Below are 19,983 nucleotides of genomic sequence, written 5' to 3'. Positions count from 1 at the left end.
TATGACTCAACTGTTTACATTGTTGTGAAAGGAAAATATCGTGAAAATGAAATTTATTGACATTGATTATCGATTTCAATTATTGGATAATGATTATAGAATCAATTTTAAAAATATTAACTAGGAGTAAAAATTTGTATAAATTAGAAAATGTATCAAAAAAATATAACGATAAGTATGCTGTTCAAAACTTTTCTTTAACTATAGAATCAGGTTCTATAACAGGGATTGTAGGAAAGAGTGGATCAGGGAAATCGACTTTATTAAAGATGCTTAATTTTATAGAGCAGCCAACTGAAGGTCAAATTATTTTTGATGAAAAAGCAATTAATGATGCATCTAAAAAGGTCATTCGAAAATATAAAGAAAAAATCGGTATGGTTTTTCAAAATTATAATTTATTGAATAACTTGAATGTTTATCAGAATATAGCTTTACCTCTGAAAATCATCAACAAAGAAGATCAGCATAAAGTGAATGAACTGATACAATTTGTTGGCTTAGAAGATAAAGCGAAAAGCTATCCTTCACAATTATCTGGAGGAGAGAAGCAACGTGTTGCATTGGCACGCGCTTTAGTTAGAAATCCAGATATTCTATTATGTGATGAAGCAACGAGTAGTTTAGACGAGAACAACACTGAAACCATTATTAAAATGCTCAAAAATATTAACAATGAATTCAATATTACAATCATCTTTGTTACACACGAGTTGAGTGTTGTGAAACAATTATGTGAAAAAGTTTGTGTTATGGAGGACGGTCAATTGCTAGATATTATTGAGAATAGAAATAAAAGTGCAGAAAAGAACACTGCTTCTTATTTAGAAAACGTTAAACGGAGTATTGAAGGATGACTTTTTTAGAAAAAATCAATTATTATTTACCGGAACTGATTCAATCATTACAAGAGACTTGTATTATGCTAGGGTACTCAATGATTATGACTTTATTAATAGGTCTACCTCTAGGAATTGCACTGTTTTTATCGAATCCAAGTATTAAAGAATTAAATATCAACTATTATTGGTCTTTTAATTTCTTGATTACTTTTATTCGCTCATTCCCATATTTATTATTTGTAATCAGTTTAATACCATTAACGCGACTCATTTTAGGAAGTGCTTTTGGGCCTTATCCATCTATAATACCGTTGAGTATTGTTGGCATCGCAATATTCTCAAGGTTAGTTGAACAAGTATTACTAGATATACCTGGTGATATTAAGACGTTGGCAGAATCATTAGGTGCTACCAAACTAAAATATATTTGGAATTTTATATTAGTAGAATCACGTAGTGGTATTATATTAGCTTACACGACGACAACAGTGAGTATGGTTTCTTATTCAACTGTTATGGGCATTGTTGGCGGAGGTGGCATAGGAGATTTTGCTATTCGCTACGGTTACCAAAGTTATGAAAATGAAGTGATGTATTTTTCAATTATTATCATTATTATTAGTGTATTTATCATTCAAATGTTAGGGAACAATCTTTCCCGAAAATTAGACAAAAGGAAGTAGTGTAGATATGAAAAAAAGTTTATTTGTTTTTATATTAATGTTTAGTGTGATCATTTCTGGTTGTGGCGCGAATAAGAAAGATAATGAAGACAAAGTTATTAAAGTCGCTTCACAAGCACCTCCTATGACAGATGTTGTAAAAGAAGCAGCTAAAGAGGCTAAAAAAGACGGATGGGAAATCAAACTCGTACAAGTTAACGATAATGTTGCTTATAACGACATGGTTAGTAGTAAAGAAGCGGATGCAAGTTTCGCTCAGCATAAACCCTTTATGGAAAAATACAATAAAGAAAGAGATGCTAACTTAGCAACGATACAACCGATTTACGATGCAAAGGTAGGTTTTTATTCTAAAAAATATAAAGATATTAACGCGATACCAAAAGGAACTAAAGTTGCGATACCTAATGACATCTCAAACGAGGGAAGAGCTTTAGCAATTCTTGAAGAACAAGGATTAATCAAATTAAAAGATGGCGTTGGCGTCAACGGAACAACTAAAGATATTATAGAAAATCCTAAAGATTTTAAATGGTTAAAAGTAGACTTACTTAATTTAGCAGAAACTTATAGTGAGAAAGATGTATCACTTGTTTATAACTATCCAACTTATATTTCAAAAATAGGATTAAAACCAGCTGACGCATTATTCTTAGAAAAAAATATTGATAACCGCTTTTCTATACAATTAGTTGCGAGAGAAGATAATAAAGATTCCGAAAAAATTAAAGCATTAAATAAAGCAATGAAAAGTGACGCAGTGAAAAAATATTTAAAAGAACAACATAAAGATACATTAATACCGTCATTCTAATCGTACAATATTTACTTTTCGATATATATTGAATAAGTTGATTAATCGTATATAATTGATAATAGTTATCAATTAAAAGAAGAGGTGCAATAAATGAAAAAAATATTAAGCTTTGTGTTGTGTTTATCTTTATTATTGGCTGCTTGCGGGAATAAAAATGAAGCTTCTAGTAGTAAAAATGATAGCAAAGAAAGAACGTTTACTACTGAAAGTGGAGATAAAGTCAAAATACCTAAAAATCCTAAACGTATTCTATTGCTTACTGCTAATTATGGTAATCTGAAAAAATTAGGAGTAGAACCAATCGGGATAACGAGTGTATTTCCAGACTCGAAATATTTAGACATGAAAGATGTTAAAAAAGTAGATCCAGAAGATGTTGAAGCTGCAGCAAAACTTAAACCAGATTTAATTGTTACATATAAAGAGAACAAAAATAATAATAAGCTTTCAAAAATTGCACCGACTGTTTCATTAAAAGTACAAGATACTGATTATAAAGGTACGCATATTGAATACGGTAAATTAGTAAACAAAGAAGAAAAAGCAAAAAAACAAGCTGAAGATTTATCAGATAAATTATTAAAAGATGGCAAAGAAATTAAAAAACATATTGGTGAAGATAAGACTGCATCAATAATGGACGTACAAGCAAAAGACATTTATCAATTCGGAGCTCGATTTGGTAGAGGTAGTGATGCCATATATGACGGGTTTAAATTGAAAGAAGATCCAGAAGCTAAAAAAGCAATGCCAGCTGAGAAATTTATGAAAGTTCCAAAAGAAAAATTTAATGATTATTCAGGTGACTACTTATTCATCCCAACTAAGGATGGTAAAAAGCCTAATATAGAATTTACTGAATCAACAATTTGGAAAAATAATAAAGCAGTGAAAAACGGAAATGTTATTTATTATACAAGTGATGAAGCCATATATGGTGACTTAATTTCCGTTGAGAAACAAGCTGAAACATTTAAGAAAGAACTATTGAAAAAATAGAATATAATGTTGAAGCGTTTGAAATATCAAACGCTAATAAATCTCCCAATCCATTGGATTTAACAATTGGATTGGGAGATTTTTATATATCGTTTTGTAAAGTATGTCTAAAGATAGTTTCGGATCTGTAGGTTCATACATCTTCAATTGGGTAACTTAAAATGATATTCATACAATACTCATACTATCTTTACAAAAGGTTAACTTACGGTTGATACACTTCTTTATATAGCGCATTTAAAATCACTAGGGTTAATTAGGAGGAAGTGTACATATGTATAATCAGTCAATAGCAAAACGATTCTTAAGTGGTACAGCATGTATGATGTTATTATTAGGGATTTCGACATCTGGAACGGCAGAAGCAAGTGGATCAGGAAATCCGAGAGTAAGCACATCAGAAACAGTGGATAAGGCGAATGATTCTGAAATTAAAGTGACAGCTCAAAAGCCTGAGGTAGCACCTGTGCCGAAGAAAAATCAACCTAACCGTATTATTACGAACTTTAAAGGTGACACTAAAACGGAAATGGCTTTTAATTGGTATACAACCGATCAATTTAAAGATGCTAAAGTATGGGTTTCTGAAACGGGTCAATTTGATGACGCACGTTCTTTTGATGCTACATCTAAAAAAGTTAATTCCAAATATGTAGAGCGTGATAAGAATGGGAATTTCATCTTTGCAGATTTGGAAAAAGATGACGAAGGTGAACCAATTAAAGATGAGAATGGGAAAGAAAAGATAAAAGGCTATTACACAGATAAAAATGCTGAAGGACCAGAATGGACACGCGGTGATAAACACGGAAAGTCAGAGTTAACGACAGTTCCAGAATATAGCTATAAAGCTGAAGCAAATGATTTAAAACCAAATACTACATATTATTATCGCGTTGGTAGTGCGAGTGGTCCTCAAAGTGAAGTTGGTCAATTTAAAACATCAGGAAACAAAGGAGATCACTTCCAATTTGTTCAATATACAGATACTCAAAATGCATACTGGAATGAAAATGTAAGAAATGAAGCGCAATTTGGTGCTGATACACTAAGTAATGCGATTCAAACAGCTGGTAATCCTAACTTTGCACTTCATACAGGAGATTTTGTAGAGACTGCTGAGATTGAAGACGAGTGGAGCGATTTATATGATCAATCACGTCCATCATTTATGTCATTACCGATAGCTTCTGCACCTGGTAACCATGATGAATATGCACTAAGCGAAGATGATGAAAAATTGTTAACGACTTATAACGATCATGTCAATGTGCCGAAAGAAAATAACGCAGTAAATGGTGGTTCATATTATTCATTTGATTATAATGGTGCACATATGGTTGTCGCTAATACGAATGACAACAAAAAATCAAAAGATAATCCAGATGAAAAAGCAATTGGGAAAGAGCAAATGGAATGGATTAAACAGGATATCAAAGATGCAAGAAAGAATGGTTCGAAATGGGTTATTTTAAACCTTCATAAACCGATGTATTCTAAATCTTATCATGCATTATCAGATGAAGATGTCGCTAAAATTCGTGATGAACTGACTAAACAAATCGATGATTTAGATGTTGATTTAGTACTTCAAGGTCATGACCATGTACTTTCCCGTACTAAACCACTTGAACATACAACGACAAAAAATAGCTTTGTAAATGCGAAAAAAGAAGATGCTAAACAAATACGTGGCAAAGATAATGTGACGTATTATGATAATCCTAAAGGTTCTGTATATGTATTACCTAACACAGGGGGAACTAAAGCATACGATAGCATTTATGATCGTCCGTTAGAACATATTAAAAAGGTAAGACCTGAATTAAAAGACTTAACACAAGAGCAATTAGATCATTATAATAGTTTGTTTGCATTAGGTGAGCAACCTCATAAAACAGATGCATTTAATGATAGTCATGAAAATAACCGTGATTCATCTGACCAAAACTTCTCAGTTTATGATGTATCAGGTGATGAACTCGTAGTTAAAATCTATCAATTGCATGGAGATATTAGTAAAGGTGAACAAAGACAAGTTAAATTAGTAGATGAATTCGGCATTAAGAAGTAAGCATCATTGTTAAAGTGATATCAACATAAACATGAGGCGTCTCCTGCAAATAATATTTTGTGGAGACGTCTATTTGTAAATAGAAGGAGAGATTATCTTGCAACATAAATTTAAATACTTGAGCACTTTTATCATCTTAATTTGTTTAATAAGTGGTTGTAGTAATGAATCAACTGAAAAGAAAGAAACGCAGCATAAAATGGAAACAAACGAAGTTAAAGCTAAAGAAATTGAGTTATCGGATAAAGAGAAAGATGCATTAAAGCAAAAAGTACTAAACTATGTTGACCAATATGGTGAAGAAAAAGGTTTAGCGATATCTAATCGTTATTTTAGCAGTAGTGAACACACTAAAGGTGATGGCTATGCAATGACTGAAGATGGCGAATTACAAATTACGAATCATGACAAACCAGGAGAAAAAGCTTTTAAAATACATAATGTTGTGGGGATTTCTGCATATCATTCTAACAATCAAGTGAAAGGCTACGATGAACAAGCTCAAGATTTAACGAACATTCAAGGTTATAATGACGTGGCAGATGTGAGCAAACCAATTACTAAATATTTGTTTGCAGATAATGGGAATGTATATCAACATCAATTTACTCAAAATGAAGATGTTACGTTATCTACCGGATTTGCCGCTAAAGATTATAATGGCAAAGATCCAAACTTAAAACCGAACGTTATGTTTACAGAGGTTAAAGATAAAGAATTAGTTCAAGAATGGAAAAAAATATTATCAAAATAAAAAATATAATGTCTGCTATTTTTACAAAGCCAATTCAAGGTTCGTATACGTGAAAATTTATGAAAAAATGTTATAATGATGAATGGAAAAATAATAGCAATCATATATAGGAGGCAATTATGTCTAATTTACTTAATGTCCTAAGTGACAAACTATCAGGTAAGAATGTTCGTATCGTATTACCAGAAGGTGACGATGCTCGTGTATTAACAGCAGCAGTTAAATTACAAGCTACAGATTTGGTTGCACCAATCGTACTTGGAAATGAAGAAAAAATTAAAGAAACTGCAGCTGGTGCTAATTTATCAATCGATGGCATCACAATTATCAATCCTGAAAAAAGCGAATTAAAAGCTGATTTAGTAGAAAAATTTGTTGAACGTCGTAAAGGTAAAGCAACAGTAGAACAAGCTGAAGAATTATTAAACAATGTAAACTACTTCGGTACAATGCTCGTTTACACTAACCAAGCAGATGGACTTGTAAGTGGTGCTGCACATTCTACAGCTGATACAGTGCGTCCAGCGCTACAAATCATTAAAACAAAACCAGGCGTTACTAAAACATCAGGTGTATTCTTCATGACTAAAGGTGAAGAACAATATGTATTTGGTGATTGTGCGATAAACCCAGAACTAAATGCACAAGATTTAGCTGAAATTGCAATCGAAAGTGCTAAAACTGCTCAAGCATTTGGCATGTCTCCTAGAGTTGCAATGTTAAGCTTCTCAACTAAAGGTTCAGCAAAATCACCTGATACTGAAAAAGTATCTGAAGCTGTTACAATTGCACAAGAAAACTTGAAAGAAACAGACTTGAAAGATGTTGTATTAGATGGAGAATTCCAATTTGATGCTGCAATCGTACCAGAAGTGGCGGCTAAAAAAGCGCCAAACTCTGACATTCAAGGTGATGCAAACGTATTTATTTTCCCTAGCTTAGAAGCGGGTAACATTGGATACAAAATTGCGCAACGTTTAGGTGGATTTGATGCAGTTGGTCCTGTATTACAAGGCTTAAACGCACCAGTTAACGATTTATCACGTGGCTGTTCAGCAGAAGACGTATACAGTCTTTCTATTATTACAGCTGCTCAAACAATATAATCATGGCAACTTTGCAAGATTATTTTACACAAGAATGGCGATACATTGACCACACTTCAGGACTGCAGCCGATGCAGTCCTTTAGTTTCGATGATACATTTTGTGATCAAGTAGGAAATGATAAAAGTCCAAGTGTCGTAAGGACATGGATACACAACCACGTCGTGATATTAGGTATACATGACTCTAGATTACCTTTTTTAAAGGATGGCATTGAATTTTTAAACGATGTTAAAGGATATAGTGCAATCGTAAGAAATTCAGGCGGTTTAGGAGTTGTGTTAGATAAAGGTGTCCTAAATATATCTTTGATTTTTAAAGGTAAGCATGATGTATCCATTGATACTGGATATGAAGTGATGTTACGTCTCATACGTGAAATGTTTAAAGAAGAAACAAATACTATTGAAAATAAAGAAATCACGGCATCATACTGCCCAGGTAGCTATGATTTAAGTATCAATAATAGAAAATTTGCAGGTATATCACAACGAAGAGTTAAAGGTGGTATAGCAGTACAAATTTATTTATGTGTTGAAGGCTCTGGAGCAGAACGCGCAGAAATGATGAAAGAATTCTATCAACATGCACTTAAAAACGAAAAAACAAAATTTATCTATCCAACAATCATTCCTGAAAGCATGGCATCATTAAATGAGTTGTTAGATAAAGAATATACGACCAATGACATACTGTTCAAACTGTTAGGAAGCCTAAAAACATTAGGCGCAACATTAAATATGAATCCCGTCACAACAGAAGAATGGGCACTATATGATAAATATTTCGAAAGAATGATTGAGCGAAATGATAAAATGATTCGAAATATGGAAAAACAATAAAATGACATTCTCAAACAACTGTTAAGGTGGTATAATAATTTATTGCTAAAATAGAAAATGAGAAAGGTGGGAAAACAAATGCGAAATAAATTCCAAGTCTGCGATGATTGCCAAGCTGTCAATTTACCGTCACTACTGAAAAAATTAAAGAAATTAGATCCAGAAGCGGAAGTAGAAGTAGCATGTCAGTCTTATTGTGGACCGGGCAGAAGAAAAACATTCGCATTCGTTAATAACCGCCCATGTGCCGCATTAACAGAAGAAGAACTTATGGAAAAAATCCAAAAACAACTTCAAAAGAAACGCGATCCAGAAGAAGAAGAAAGATTGCGTCTTAGAAATGAAGAACGAAAACGCCGACAAAAAGAGCTCGACGACAAGTTGAATAAAAAGTTGAATAAATAAAAAGAAAAATACGAGCTGGAATCAGTTCGTAAAAGAGATTAGGACATTATTCCCTTTCTCAAAAAAATCACCCAATCCGTTGTATTCACTTTCGGTTTGGGTGATTTTTATATTATTGATTTTGTAAAGTCCATGCTCTATGTTGCAAGACTGAGCAAACAAGCAACATAGAAGGTCTAAATGTTGCAAGACTGAGCAAACAAGCAACATAGAAGTCTCTCGATAGAAATGAGTTGTTATTTTTTAGGAAAGCTACGATTTTGTAAAGTCCATGCTTGCCTGGGGGTATGGCTCGAGCCTATAGTCGCGCGCGGCATACTATTCCCCCGGGCGTCCGCACTTTACAAAATCAGCACAAAAATGACGATTTAAGTATGTACAAAAATGTCTTGGATTAACTGTGGATTTAACTCACGACTTGGTCAATGTCTTGGATTAACTCCAGACTTAACTCACGACTTAGGATTTTTCTTGGATTAACTTTGGACTTAACTCACGAGTAGGGCAATGTCTTGGATTAACTGTGGATTTAACTCACGACTTGGGCAATATCTTGGATTAACTCCATACTTAACTCACAAAGACTCAGGAGATATCATGATCAACTTAAAAAAACAAATATTTATACAGCTGAAAAAGATTATAAACACATCTCATATTTACATGACAAACTCAGATATTAAATTTAAACTGTATTATGTGTTAACTTACTTAACAAATAATACATTTCTAAAGGGTTTTCGGGTATAATTAAGTATTCTGAATATTATAGTTTTTTATATATAAATGATATAATTATCTATAACGGTAGATATAAAGTTATTTAAAATCTACACAGTGAATATAGTGAAATACAGGGAAGATTCAAACTTAGAATAATAGACATCAAGTGTTTCACTTGATGTGGAAGGTAGATAGAGGAGAGATATTTATGGCAAATGTAAGAAAAGCAACGATAGAAGATTATTCAGGCATTAAAAATGTAGCATCTAAGGCTTGGTATGACACGTATACCAATATTTATACGGCTAGTACTGTGACGGCATTCTTAAATGCGTCATACTCTAAGGAGATGCTTCAGAAGCGTATTAATGATTCGGATTTCTTTGTCGCAGAAGATGGTAATAAGATTGTTGGTTTTGCTAACTTTATTAAAGGTACGGAGCTATATCTATCGTCTCATTATGTTCTACCTGAAGCGCAGCGTGAGGGATATGGTCAAGCGCTCCTTTATGCTGGTCTAGATCAATATAAAGGTTTATACAATGAGGTTTACTTAGAGGTTGATGGCAAGAACGATATTGGTATTGCCTTTTATAAAAAGGAAGGCTTTGAAGTAATACGTGAGTACGAAGAGTTATTGTTTGGCGATACAATGTGTACAACACTAATGAAAAAAACTTTTTAGGAGGTCGTTTGTAATGGAACAATCACTAAATAAATGGGTTTCTCAGTTTTATGAAGCATATGAAAATAAATCAATTATTCCAAATGGTATTTTACCTTCGAATATTACTGAATATGCGGCATACGATATTCAAGAAGGTGTGTTGCAACGTAAGGAAGAGACGGAGATTCATAAAGGCTATAAAATTAGTTTAACGAGTCAAGAAACGAGAAATATATTCTCATCAGCGACGCCTTTATATGGGGCGATGGGTGAGACAACTATTTTTGGTCCACGTATTTATTTAAATGATTTAAACGAACCTTTAGCAGAATTAGAATTAGTCTTTATCGTGCAAGAGGAATTGACGGAAGAAGACAGTTTAGAAGACATTATGAATAAATGTCTTATTGCTCCAGGAGTCGAAATTCCAGATTCTCGATTTTCTAATTGGTTCCCTAATTTAACTGTCACAGAGATTATTGCAGATAGTGCGGTTAGTGGTGGCATTATTTATGGTGAACCTAAGAAATTAACATATGAAGATATTGATAATATAAAAGGAACATTGTTGTTAGATGGTAACGAGATTGCATCAGGTTATAGTACAGAAGTAGAAGGTCATCCTGCTAAAGCTGTTCAATGGCTCATTTCTAAGATTAAGGAATATAACCGTTCTTTAACGCCTGGAATGTTTGTATCAAGTGGGACATTTATTTTACCAAAACCATTAACAAAAGGTGTTTATAAAGCAGAATATGAAAATGTGGGTGACATTGAATTTACGGTTGAATAAAGAGAAGAAATGGAGGGAACAGAGTGACACAGGAAGCTTATGGAACGAAAAAATTACCTGAAGAAAAAGTTTTTAAAGATCCTGTTCATCGTTATATACATGTTAGCGATCAATTAATATGGGATCTAATTAAAACGAAAGAATTTCAACGCTTAAGAAGAATTAAACAACTTGGAACACTTTATTTATCTTTCCATACAGCTGAGCATAGTCGCTTTGGACATTCATTAGGTGTCTATGAAATTGTGAGACGAATGATAGACGAAGTATTTGATGGAAGACCATCTTGGGATAATAAAGATAGACCACTTGCATTATGTGCAGCATTATTACATGACTTAGGTCATGGTCCATTTTCCCATTGTTTCGAAAAAATATTTTTAACGGATCATGAAGCTTTTACTCAGATGATTATTAAAGGTGATACAGAAGTTAATGAAGTGTTAAGAAGAGTGTCGCCTGATTTTCCAACTGAAGTAGCAGAAGTAATTAACAAAACACATGAAAATAAATTAGTCATTTCAATGATTTCTTCTCAAATAGATGCAGACCGAATGGACTATTTACAACGTGATGCTTATTTCACGGGTGTGAGTTACGGTCAGTTTGATATGGAGCGTGTACTACGTTTAATGCGACCTTCTAAAGACGAAGTGCTTATTAAAGAAAGTGGTATGCATGCAGTAGAGAACTTTTTGATGAGTCGTTATCAAATGTATTGGCAAATTTATTTCCATCCTGTAAGTCGCGGTGGAGAAGTGTTGCTTAATAGATGTTTCAAACGGGCAAAAGCGCTCTATGACGAAGGGTATTCATTTAAAGAAAAGCCTAAATATTTAATTCCATTTTTTGAAGGTGACGTCTCTATTGAAGACTATATACGTTTAGATGAAACAGTCGTCATGTATTATTTAGAAGAGTGGACTGAAGAAGGTGATCAAATATTGAGCGATTTGAGTAAACGCTTTGTGAATCGTGATTTATTTAAATATTTACCTTTTGATGGTTCTATTATTACGATTGGTGAACTGACAGATTTATTTGAAAAGGGCGGTATTGATCCAGAGTACTACTTTGTTTGTGATTCTTTTTCTGACTTACCGTACGACTATGATCGACCAGGCTCAAATCGACAACCGATTCATTTGTTGCAAAAGAGTGGTCATATTAAAGAAATTAGTAGTCAGTCTGTTATCATTCATAGTATTACAGGTATTAAACGACTTGATTATAAATTGTATTATCCAAAAGAATTAATTTTAGAGATGGAAGATGAAGATATTAAAGGAGATATTATTAATCTATTAAATGAACTCGTATAGATTACAAACTTGAATGTCAGTCTGATACTCTAGTATGATGTAAACATGAATTAAATGAGGTGAAACAAGTGGCTGAAAAGAAAGGATTTCAATTTAACATCATTAAAAATGACCCATTGGATGGACATAAAGGTACAAATATTGGTTCAATCAGTTTAGATAATGTTGCACCTGTATTTGTTGATGTAGCTGAAAAAACGGCCTTTATAGATGTTGGCGCAATGCACGCAAGAGCTGAAGTAGAAAAGCGTGTGAAATGGGTTAAAGATATAGAAGAAGTAAAAGGCGAAGAAGCGAAAGAATATTGGCTATGTTGGGTTACAACGGAACGTGGCGAACAAGGCCCTTATTATGCAGGTTTAACAGGTTGTTACTTAATGGTTAACAAACCTAAAAAACGTGGCTATAAAAGTATGCCAGAACACGTTAATATGATGGATAGATCTATGAAACATCATGTGAAAATTGACCAAATTGGTGATGAAAATAGAATTGTCCTTAAAAAATTCCTTCAAGAACATAGTGAAGAGATGTGGCGTAACAGCAGTGACGAATTAAAATCATCACTTGCGATTGATTAAATATGTCTAATTTGTGACTTAATTGTGAATTCTAACAATTCAACTAAATAGCTATTGTCTTTTCACAATTTCATAAGTAAAATAGTTGATAGCTACTATAGCTAGGACACTAAAAAAAGCAGGCGCTTTTAGCCCTGCTTTTTTTAATTTTATTTGTCAAATATGCTATAATGAGAGACGTTCTTAAACGGTGAGGTGGCCAACTATGGAAGAAAATATTCATATTAATATTAAACAAGTCGTAAAACAAAATGGCGAAAAGTCAACGTTTCAAACGAGCACTTCCGGTACATATCATAGAAGGAATAGTGATATTATTAGGTATGAAGAAACGATTGATAACCAAATAGTAAAAAATATGCTTAAAATAGAAAATAATGGCGTGAAGATTCACCGTACTGGCGCTGTTAAAACTGTATTTCATTTTGTCGAAGGGCAAGAGACGATCAGTTATTATGATACAGAAGCTGGACGCATGACTATGAATGTCAAAACATTGTCCATTAAACATGATATAGACGATATTAAGGGCAAACTGAGGATACATTATCAATTAAGTGACCAAACAGGTTTACTCGGAACATATCAATTTCAAATTAATTATAAGGAGATAAATGAATGAATATTATTGACCAAGTTAAAGAGACATTAATTGAAGAAATTAAAGCAAGTATATTAAAAGCTGAACTTGTTGATTCAGTTCCAGAAATCAAAATAGAAACGCCTAAAGATCCAACAAATGGTGATTACGCTTCAAATATTGCAATGGTGTTAACTAAGCTTGCCCGCAAAAACCCACGCGAAATTGCAAACCAAATTGTAGAAAATTTAGACACGACTAAAGCAAACGTTAAAAAAGTTGAAATCGCTGGCCCAGGATTTATTAATTTTTATTTAGATCAACAATATTTAACAGACATTATCAAAACGGCTTTAACTAAAGGTGAAGCGTTTGGTAAATCAGAAGCACGCAAAAATGAAAGTATCATTGTTGAATATGTTTCAGCGAATCCAACAGGAGATTTACATATTGGACATGCGCGTAATGCAGCTGTAGGTGACACGCTATCAAATATTTTAAATGCAGCAGGTTATGATGTTACACGTGAATATTATATAAACGATGCAGGTAAACAAATTGAGAATTTAGCGCACTCTATTGAAGCACGATATCATCAAGCTTTAGGATTAGACGCAGAATTACCTGAAGATGGTTATTACGGAAAAGATATTATCTCTATCGGTAAAGACTTAGCGGAAAAGCATCCTGAAATTAAAGACCAACCTAAAGATGAGCGTATTAAAACGTTCCGTAAACTTGGTTTAGATTATGAAATGGTTAAATTGAAACAAGACTTAGCTGATTTTAATATTCATTTTGATAACTGGTTTAGTGAAACATCATTATATGAGACGAACAAAATTTCTGTAGTGTTAGATAAGATGACAGCGTTAGGATTTACTTATGAACAAGATGGCGCAACATGGTTGAAAACAACTGAATTTGGTGATGATAAAGATCGTGTACTTATTAAACAAGATGGTACGTATACGTATTTCTTACCAGATATTGCTTATCATTATGATAAAGTTGATCGTGGTTATGACAAGTTAATCAACTTGTTTGGTGCAGATCATCATGGTTATATTAATCGTCTAAAAGCTTCTTTAGAAACTTTCGGAGTAGATTCAAAACGTCTTGAAATACAAATTATGCAAATGGTAAGATTATTACAAGATGGTGTTGAAGTGAAAATGAGTAAACGTACTGGAAATGCCATCACTTTAAGAGACATTATGGATGAAGTAGGCAATGATGCTGCACGTTACTTCTTAACGATGCGTAGTCCGGATACACACTTTGATTTTGACATGGAACTTGCGAAGAAAAAATCACAAGATAATCCTGTTTATTATGCACAATACGCACATGCTCGTATTTCTTCAATTATTCGTCAAGCTGAAGAAAAAGGTATCACATTTGATCAAAACGTGGATTTATCATCCATATCACATGAAAAATCTTATGATTTATTGAAAAAAATTGCTGAATTTGAACCTATGATTATTGGTGCTGCTGAATCACGCAGTCCACATCGCATCACAAATTATATTCAAGATTTAGCTGCACAGTTCCATAAATTCTACAATGCAGAAAAAGTATTAACTGATGATATAGATAAGACAAAAGCACACTTAGCTTTAATTGAAGCGGCACGTATTACACTACGTAATGCACTAGCTTTAATTGGCGTTTCAGCTCCAGAATCTATGTAATTAAATAAATTGTCTTAATTGAGGTGCAGCTCAATCTTATTTGAGCTGTGCCTTTTTGTGTACCATTTTTTAATAAACATGACTAGGAGAGATGTTATGAAAGGAATAAAAGTCATTTATTTGATTTTTGTGGCGATGATTATATTATCAGGTTGCCAAAGCGGTCAATCTAATCATGATAACGACACAAAGCAAGAATCAACTGATAAGAAGGAATATAAGCGCATTGTTTCGCTTATTCCAAGCAACACTGAAATATTATATGGATTAGGACTTGGAAATAGAGTGGTTGGTGTCTCTACAGTCGATGACTATCCTAAAGATGTTAAGAATAAAAAGCAATTTGATGCATTTAAATTAGATACAGAAGCACTGCTGAAAACTAAACCAGATTTGGTATTAGCACACGAATCTCATAAATCTACTCAAGAAAAAGATTTGAAAAAATTGAGTGATGCAGGTATTAAAGTTGTTTACATAGATGATGCAAATTCTATTGATGAAATGTATGATACATTTAGACAAGTTGGTAAAGTGGCTGGCAAAGAGCAAGAGGCTGATAAACTTGTAGATAAAGTTAAAAATGAAATGGCAGATGTGATTAAAGAAGTGCCTAAAGATCAGCAAGGTAAAAAAGTCTTTATGGAAATATCTTCACAACCAGACATTTATACATCTGGAACGCATACATTTTATGATGATATGTTAAATTCTATAAAAGCAGAAAACATTTATCATGATCAAGAAGGATGGATTAAAACAGATAAAGAAAATATTTTGAAAAGAAATCCAGACGTGATGATTACGACTAGTGGACAAAGTGAAGAGGAATATCAACAATTAAATAACAATAGAGCTGGCTTTGATCAAGTTAATGCTGTTAAAGAGAAACATGTTCATGCTTTAAACGCAGATATGATTTCAAGACCTGGACCAAGACTTGCTAAAGGATTAAAAGAACTTTTAGATAAAGTTTATGACTAAAAGCGCTAAAATCTCTGGACTGATCGCATTATGGTTTCTCATTCTATTGTTTGCTATTACGATTTCTTTGTTTGTAGGGTCAACAGGTGTCACTTGGAAAATTGATAATCAACTTGATTGGACGATATTTTATAAGTTAAGAGTCCCTAGAACTTTATTAGCATTAATTGCAGGTATGGGACTTGTAATAAGTGGACAAATTTATCAAACGATTTTAAATAATCCTTTGGCAGATAGTTTCACATTAGGTTTAGCAAGTGGCGCAACATTTGGAAGTGCGTTAGCAGTATTTATAGGTGTTTCTGTATGGTTTGTACCATTATTTTCGATTTTCTTTAGTTTATTAACACTTATTGTAATTGTATTCATTACAGAAACGATGGTTAAGACGTTTCATGTCGCAACGATGATATTATCAGGTATATTTATAGGCGCTTTTTTCAATTCTGCGCTTTATATCCTCTTATTATTAAAACCGGATAAAGTGAACAGCATGGTTTCTTATATGTTTGGTAGTGTTTCTTCAGCTGAAAAATTAACTGTGGAAATAACAGGAGGCGTTACACTTATTTGTATCCTCATTTTATTTGGAATGAGTCACTTCATTAAAATGATTCAATTAGGAGACGATAAGGCTATTACGCTTGGTGTGAACGTGAGACTCATTTCATGGTGTTGTTTATTAATCGCAGCAATCATGACAGCGGTCATTATTAGCTTTACAGGTATTATAGGGTTCATTGGCATGATTGTCCCTCAAGTGGTTCGTAGAGTCTATAAAGTGCCTATTAGTATTCAGATGATATTAAATTTACTAATAGGTGGGTCTTTATTACTCATTGCTGATACAGTTGGCAGAGTTATACTCAGTCCAATACAAATACCTGTTGGAATTGTCTTATCAATTATTGCGATACCGATCATGATGTATTTAATGATCACAGAACAACGAAAAAAAGAAAATCATTAAACATACGATTTCTAATACAAATTTATAATGAGAATGGCGACACCAATCCTTTAATGTTCATTTTGAAGGATTGGTGTTTTCTATTATAAAATTTGTATTGCTTTCTTTATGGAATAGTTTAAAATATTTCTATGAAAGGGATGATGACATGTGTTCGTGTGATATTCAAGCGATTATTTTTGATTTAGAAGATACGCTTGTAGATCGTGAGAAATCACGAATAAAATTTTTGGAAGAACAATTTGAACGATTTCATGAATTGATGGTTACAGTCCAAAGACGTGATTTTGAAAAGGTATACTTAACATTGAATCCCTATGGTTTAGAAGATATTGAATGGGTATACCGAGAATTAGTGAAAAAATTAAACATAGAAAGAATTTCATGGAAAACTTTTTATAATGATTATAAAATGCATCATTATAGATATCATTTTCCATTTTATGATACGTTGTTTGCACTAGAAAAACTGCGAAATATGGGTTATAAGTTAGGCGTTATCGCTAACGGTAAAAGTGAAGAGATCACACATGTTATGAATGCGATTGGCATATATCCATATATCCATTATGTTTCAACTTCTGATGAAGTAGGTGTTAAAAAGCCAGACCCTATGATATTCGAAGATATTATGAAGCATCTAGGTGTCTCAGCTGAAAATGTGATGTATGTCGGAGATTGCCCTTTAAATGACATCGCGGCTGCGCATGCTATGGGTATGAAGACTGTATGGATGGCTAATGCTGTTATCGGGACACCAGAGGAAAATGAATTGAATTATACGATTGAAAGTTTAAGTGATTTAATAGGCGTTTGTAATAAAATAGAAAGAGGTGAAGCATGATGAATTTATTTTTAACTAAAGAAAATGTTGCGATTCATTATAAAACTAGAGGTAATGGGTATCCTGTCATTTTATTACATGGCGTTTTTCAAGATATGGATGTTTTTACGCCTTTAATTAAAACATTAAGCAAGCAATATCAAGTTATTTCCATTGATTTAAGAGGCCACGGTTTAAGTGACACACCTCATGATAGTCGCGTAGATGATTATATTTCAGATATACAACAATTGCTTAGTGCTTTATTTATTAATTCAGCTTATGTTATTGGTTTAGAACTTGGCGCAACAATTGCAACAGGCTTAACGTATAAAAACCCAGATCTGATAAATGGTATGGTTTTGATAAATCCAACTGACGATCATACGACATTCCCAGATAATCGTATTTATGATCGTCATGCAGATGAAATCAGAACAATGTCTGATCACGAAAAAGAAAAATATTTATTAAAATTTAGATATAAAAATATTAAACAGGCTAAAAAGTTTGTTAAAACGCATATTCCAACGAATGATTTACAAACGATGGAAGAGGAAATCACGGTTAAACGCTCATTTAAAGATTTTGATATTATTTCATTATTACCAGATATTAAAACGTGTACACTTATCATTTCTGGGTTACATGACGGAAAGATATTATATAGTGAGGGCGAGCGAATGAGTGAATTGCTACCTAACGCTGATTTTAAACTGTTTGAACAATCTGGAGAATTGCCTTTCGTTGAGGAAAAAGAAAAATTTCTAAAAGTGCTCACTGAATTTTTAGATTAAATTACAGCGTATTAATCTCTTTGTTACACGTTTGTAATAAAAGTGGTCATTTTGTAATGTATATGTTATAATAATGCCAGTAAAAGCATAACATATAAGACACAGAATGAAGGAGAACCTCATATGAAAAAATGTCTCTTAACGATAGTGATGACACTTATGGTTTTACCATTTTCACCGTTTGCTGAAGCAAATGCTGCAACTAATAATCAATTAGATATTAACGAGGATAATGTACAAACTTACAAAGACGGTACAGTAGCAATCGAAGATATTAAAATTGGTGACAAGATTTCTAAAATTAAATCTAAATATCCTAACGTAATGTTTTCGTACTCTGATGATAGTAATGATAGAGAGAATTATTACGAATTTAATACTGATAATGGACATATGATTATTACAGCAAAAGTCCAAGGCAATAAAGAAACTGTGAAAAGAATTACAATGGTTTACGATGATTTAACAAATGTGAATCTGGATTCACTTGTTTCGTTACTAGGTGATAATACGACTAAACGTGTACAAAATAATAAATACACTGGTGGTTATGCTTACGTGAATAACGAACAAGCGCACTTCCAACTTTCTAAAGCAACACCAAACAGTAAACAGTTTAAAGTATATCGTATTGATTTAGGTAAATACTAAATAAATGACGAATCTAATCCCCCGTTATGTAATATACATATTGCATAATGGGGGATTAATTTATACAATATTAGAATGAAGGGGGTGTATATATTTGCGTCCGAACAATAAGGTATTACTGGAAAATGTTAATGATTATTTACAGCATGTCGCTGTATTACCTAAACAAATTGATAAAGTCCAACATTCATTAAAGAAAGATATGAAAAAATCTGATGAGAAGGACATAGACTATGCTGAATATAGGCATAAGACTCATGCGGAAATTCTCCAAATTGTGGAACGAAATTTAGTGATTGTGAATTATAACCCTATTATTTTTTATACACTCAACTTCTTATTAATGGCATATTTATTTGATAAAAAAATAATTCCGTTTAATGCAGTAACTGGATTGTATATATTCTATTGTAGTATTATTCTTTCCATTTCACTCGTTATATATTTAATCATTAAGAAGCACAGTTATCTATATCCTAATCAAAAGCTGATGATGACGAATATCTTGTTATTTAGCATCGGTGTCATATTGTGCGTGCTCAAGATATTTAATGTAACTTTTGGGCTGTATGTTATTCCATTGGTCGTCTTTCAAACCATATTCGCGATTGGCATTTTGCTCGTTGTCTTGTCATTATTTTTAAAAAAGCCAGAAGTGGCAGCTATGGGCTTGGCAGTGATACAAAAGACAATCGCTTCAGTAACAATTAATGAAACAGTCATCACGGTCATAACTTTTAGTAGCTGGTTAATTATTTTAGTTATTATCCTATACTTTGTGATGATCTATTCAACAAGAAAATATGTGTAAATAAATACAGAAAATGAATTGTAGCTTACAATCATTTTCTGTATTTTTATTTATAGGATTAA

The 19,983-nt window shown here is 32.7% G+C and carries 21 protein-coding genes; all 21 read left to right on the top strand.

From position 1 onward, the window contains the following. The first annotated feature begins 134 nt into the window (after positions 1-134). Positions 135-857: an ATP-binding cassette domain-containing protein gene (locus LQ598_RS05350; RefSeq protein WP_107592893.1), complete on the top strand. Its 723-nt coding sequence runs from the start codon at positions 135-137 to the stop codon at positions 855-857. Then, the gene (gene emtB, locus LQ598_RS05345) at positions 854-1,525 is read left to right on the top strand and encodes a metal ABC transporter permease EmtB (protein ID WP_016912396.1); all 672 of its coding nucleotides are present in this window, start codon (positions 854-856) and stop codon (positions 1,523-1,525) included. The genes LQ598_RS05350 and emtB overlap by 4 nt, the downstream gene beginning before the upstream one ends. A 7-nt stretch (positions 1,526-1,532) precedes the next feature. Then, positions 1,533-2,339, top strand: a complete 807-nt coding sequence (locus LQ598_RS05340; protein WP_107537052.1) for a MetQ/NlpA family ABC transporter substrate-binding protein — start codon at positions 1,533-1,535, stop codon at positions 2,337-2,339. A gap of 93 nt (positions 2,340-2,432) precedes the next feature. Continuing rightward, positions 2,433-3,341 carry an ABC transporter substrate-binding protein gene (locus tag LQ598_RS05335; RefSeq protein ID WP_107537053.1) on the top strand — a complete coding sequence of 303 codons (909 nt, stop codon included), beginning with the start codon at positions 2,433-2,435 and terminating at the stop codon, positions 3,339-3,341. Positions 3,342-3,615: 274 nt separating this feature from the next. Continuing rightward, the gene (locus LQ598_RS05330) at positions 3,616-5,415 is read left to right on the top strand and encodes a purple acid phosphatase family protein (protein WP_107537054.1); all 1,800 of its coding nucleotides are present in this window, start codon (positions 3,616-3,618) and stop codon (positions 5,413-5,415) included. A 97-nt stretch (positions 5,416-5,512) separates the two neighbouring features. Further along, complete coding sequence (locus LQ598_RS05325; protein ID WP_107557316.1) at positions 5,513-6,169, top strand: hypothetical protein; 657 nt, start codon at positions 5,513-5,515, stop codon at positions 6,167-6,169. A gap of 119 nt (positions 6,170-6,288) precedes the next feature. Further along, a complete protein-coding gene (gene pta / locus LQ598_RS05320; protein ID WP_107537056.1) occupies positions 6,289-7,275 on the top strand; it encodes a phosphate acetyltransferase in 987 nt (328 codons plus the stop codon). A 2-nt stretch (positions 7,276-7,277) separates the two neighbouring features. Continuing rightward, positions 7,278-8,117, top strand: a complete 840-nt coding sequence (locus LQ598_RS05315; protein ID WP_107537057.1) for a lipoate--protein ligase family protein — start codon at positions 7,278-7,280, stop codon at positions 8,115-8,117. Positions 8,118-8,195: 78 nt separating this feature from the next. Further along, positions 8,196-8,522: a YuzB family protein gene (locus tag LQ598_RS05310; RefSeq protein ID WP_016912389.1), complete on the top strand. Its 327-nt coding sequence runs from the start codon at positions 8,196-8,198 to the stop codon at positions 8,520-8,522. Positions 8,523-9,453: 931 nt separating this feature from the next. After that, positions 9,454-9,930 (top strand): GNAT family N-acetyltransferase, encoded by a 477-nt coding sequence (locus LQ598_RS05305; protein WP_103323525.1) that lies wholly within the window; start codon positions 9,454-9,456, stop codon positions 9,928-9,930. A 13-nt stretch (positions 9,931-9,943) separates the two neighbouring features. Next, positions 9,944-10,705, top strand: coding sequence for a 2-keto-4-pentenoate hydratase (locus tag LQ598_RS05300; RefSeq protein WP_107536941.1), 762 nt, complete (start codon positions 9,944-9,946; stop codon positions 10,703-10,705). 23 nt (positions 10,706-10,728) lie between these two features. Next, positions 10,729-12,027, top strand: coding sequence for an HD domain-containing protein (locus LQ598_RS05295; protein WP_107536940.1), 1,299 nt, complete (start codon positions 10,729-10,731; stop codon positions 12,025-12,027). 68 nt (positions 12,028-12,095) lie between these two features. After that, a complete protein-coding gene (locus LQ598_RS05290; protein ID WP_107536939.1) occupies positions 12,096-12,608 on the top strand; it encodes a YwhD family protein in 513 nt (170 codons plus the stop codon). A 205-nt stretch (positions 12,609-12,813) separates the two neighbouring features. After that, entirely contained in the window at positions 12,814-13,230 is a 417-nt protein-coding gene (locus LQ598_RS05285) for a YwiB family protein (RefSeq protein WP_107557317.1), read from the top strand. After that, a complete protein-coding gene (argS, locus tag LQ598_RS05280) occupies positions 13,227-14,885 on the top strand; it encodes an arginine--tRNA ligase (protein ID WP_107536938.1) in 1,659 nt (552 codons plus the stop codon). Before LQ598_RS05285 ends, argS begins: the two co-directional genes overlap by 4 nt. Positions 14,886-14,981: 96 nt before the next feature. Next, complete coding sequence (locus tag LQ598_RS05275) at positions 14,982-15,869, top strand: ABC transporter substrate-binding protein (protein WP_107536937.1); 888 nt, start codon at positions 14,982-14,984, stop codon at positions 15,867-15,869. After that, the gene (locus LQ598_RS05270; RefSeq protein WP_107536936.1) at positions 15,862-16,839 is read left to right on the top strand and encodes a FecCD family ABC transporter permease; all 978 of its coding nucleotides are present in this window, start codon (positions 15,862-15,864) and stop codon (positions 16,837-16,839) included. Before LQ598_RS05275 ends, LQ598_RS05270 begins: the two co-directional genes overlap by 8 nt. A 148-nt stretch (positions 16,840-16,987) precedes the next feature. After that, positions 16,988-17,683 carry an HAD family hydrolase gene (locus LQ598_RS05265; RefSeq protein ID WP_016912473.1) on the top strand — a complete coding sequence of 232 codons (696 nt, stop codon included), beginning with the start codon at positions 16,988-16,990 and terminating at the stop codon, positions 17,681-17,683. After that, positions 17,680-18,459, top strand: a complete 780-nt coding sequence (locus tag LQ598_RS05260; RefSeq protein ID WP_107536934.1) for an alpha/beta fold hydrolase — start codon at positions 17,680-17,682, stop codon at positions 18,457-18,459. The genes LQ598_RS05265 and LQ598_RS05260 overlap by 4 nt, the downstream gene beginning before the upstream one ends. A gap of 123 nt (positions 18,460-18,582) precedes the next feature. Further along, positions 18,583-19,110: an SA0570 family protein gene (locus LQ598_RS05255; protein WP_016912475.1), complete on the top strand. Its 528-nt coding sequence runs from the start codon at positions 18,583-18,585 to the stop codon at positions 19,108-19,110. Positions 19,111-19,204: 94 nt separating this feature from the next. After that, a complete protein-coding gene (locus tag LQ598_RS05250; RefSeq protein ID WP_016912476.1) occupies positions 19,205-19,921 on the top strand; it encodes a hypothetical protein in 717 nt (238 codons plus the stop codon). The last annotated feature ends 62 nt before the right edge of the window (positions 19,922-19,983 follow it).

Origin of the sequence: Mammaliicoccus sp. F-M27, from assembly GCF_022387115.1 — a bacterium.
Taxonomy (GTDB): Bacteria; Bacillota; Bacilli; order Staphylococcales; family Staphylococcaceae; genus Mammaliicoccus; species Mammaliicoccus vitulinus.
This window is presented reverse-complemented; position numbering and strand designations above follow the sequence as displayed.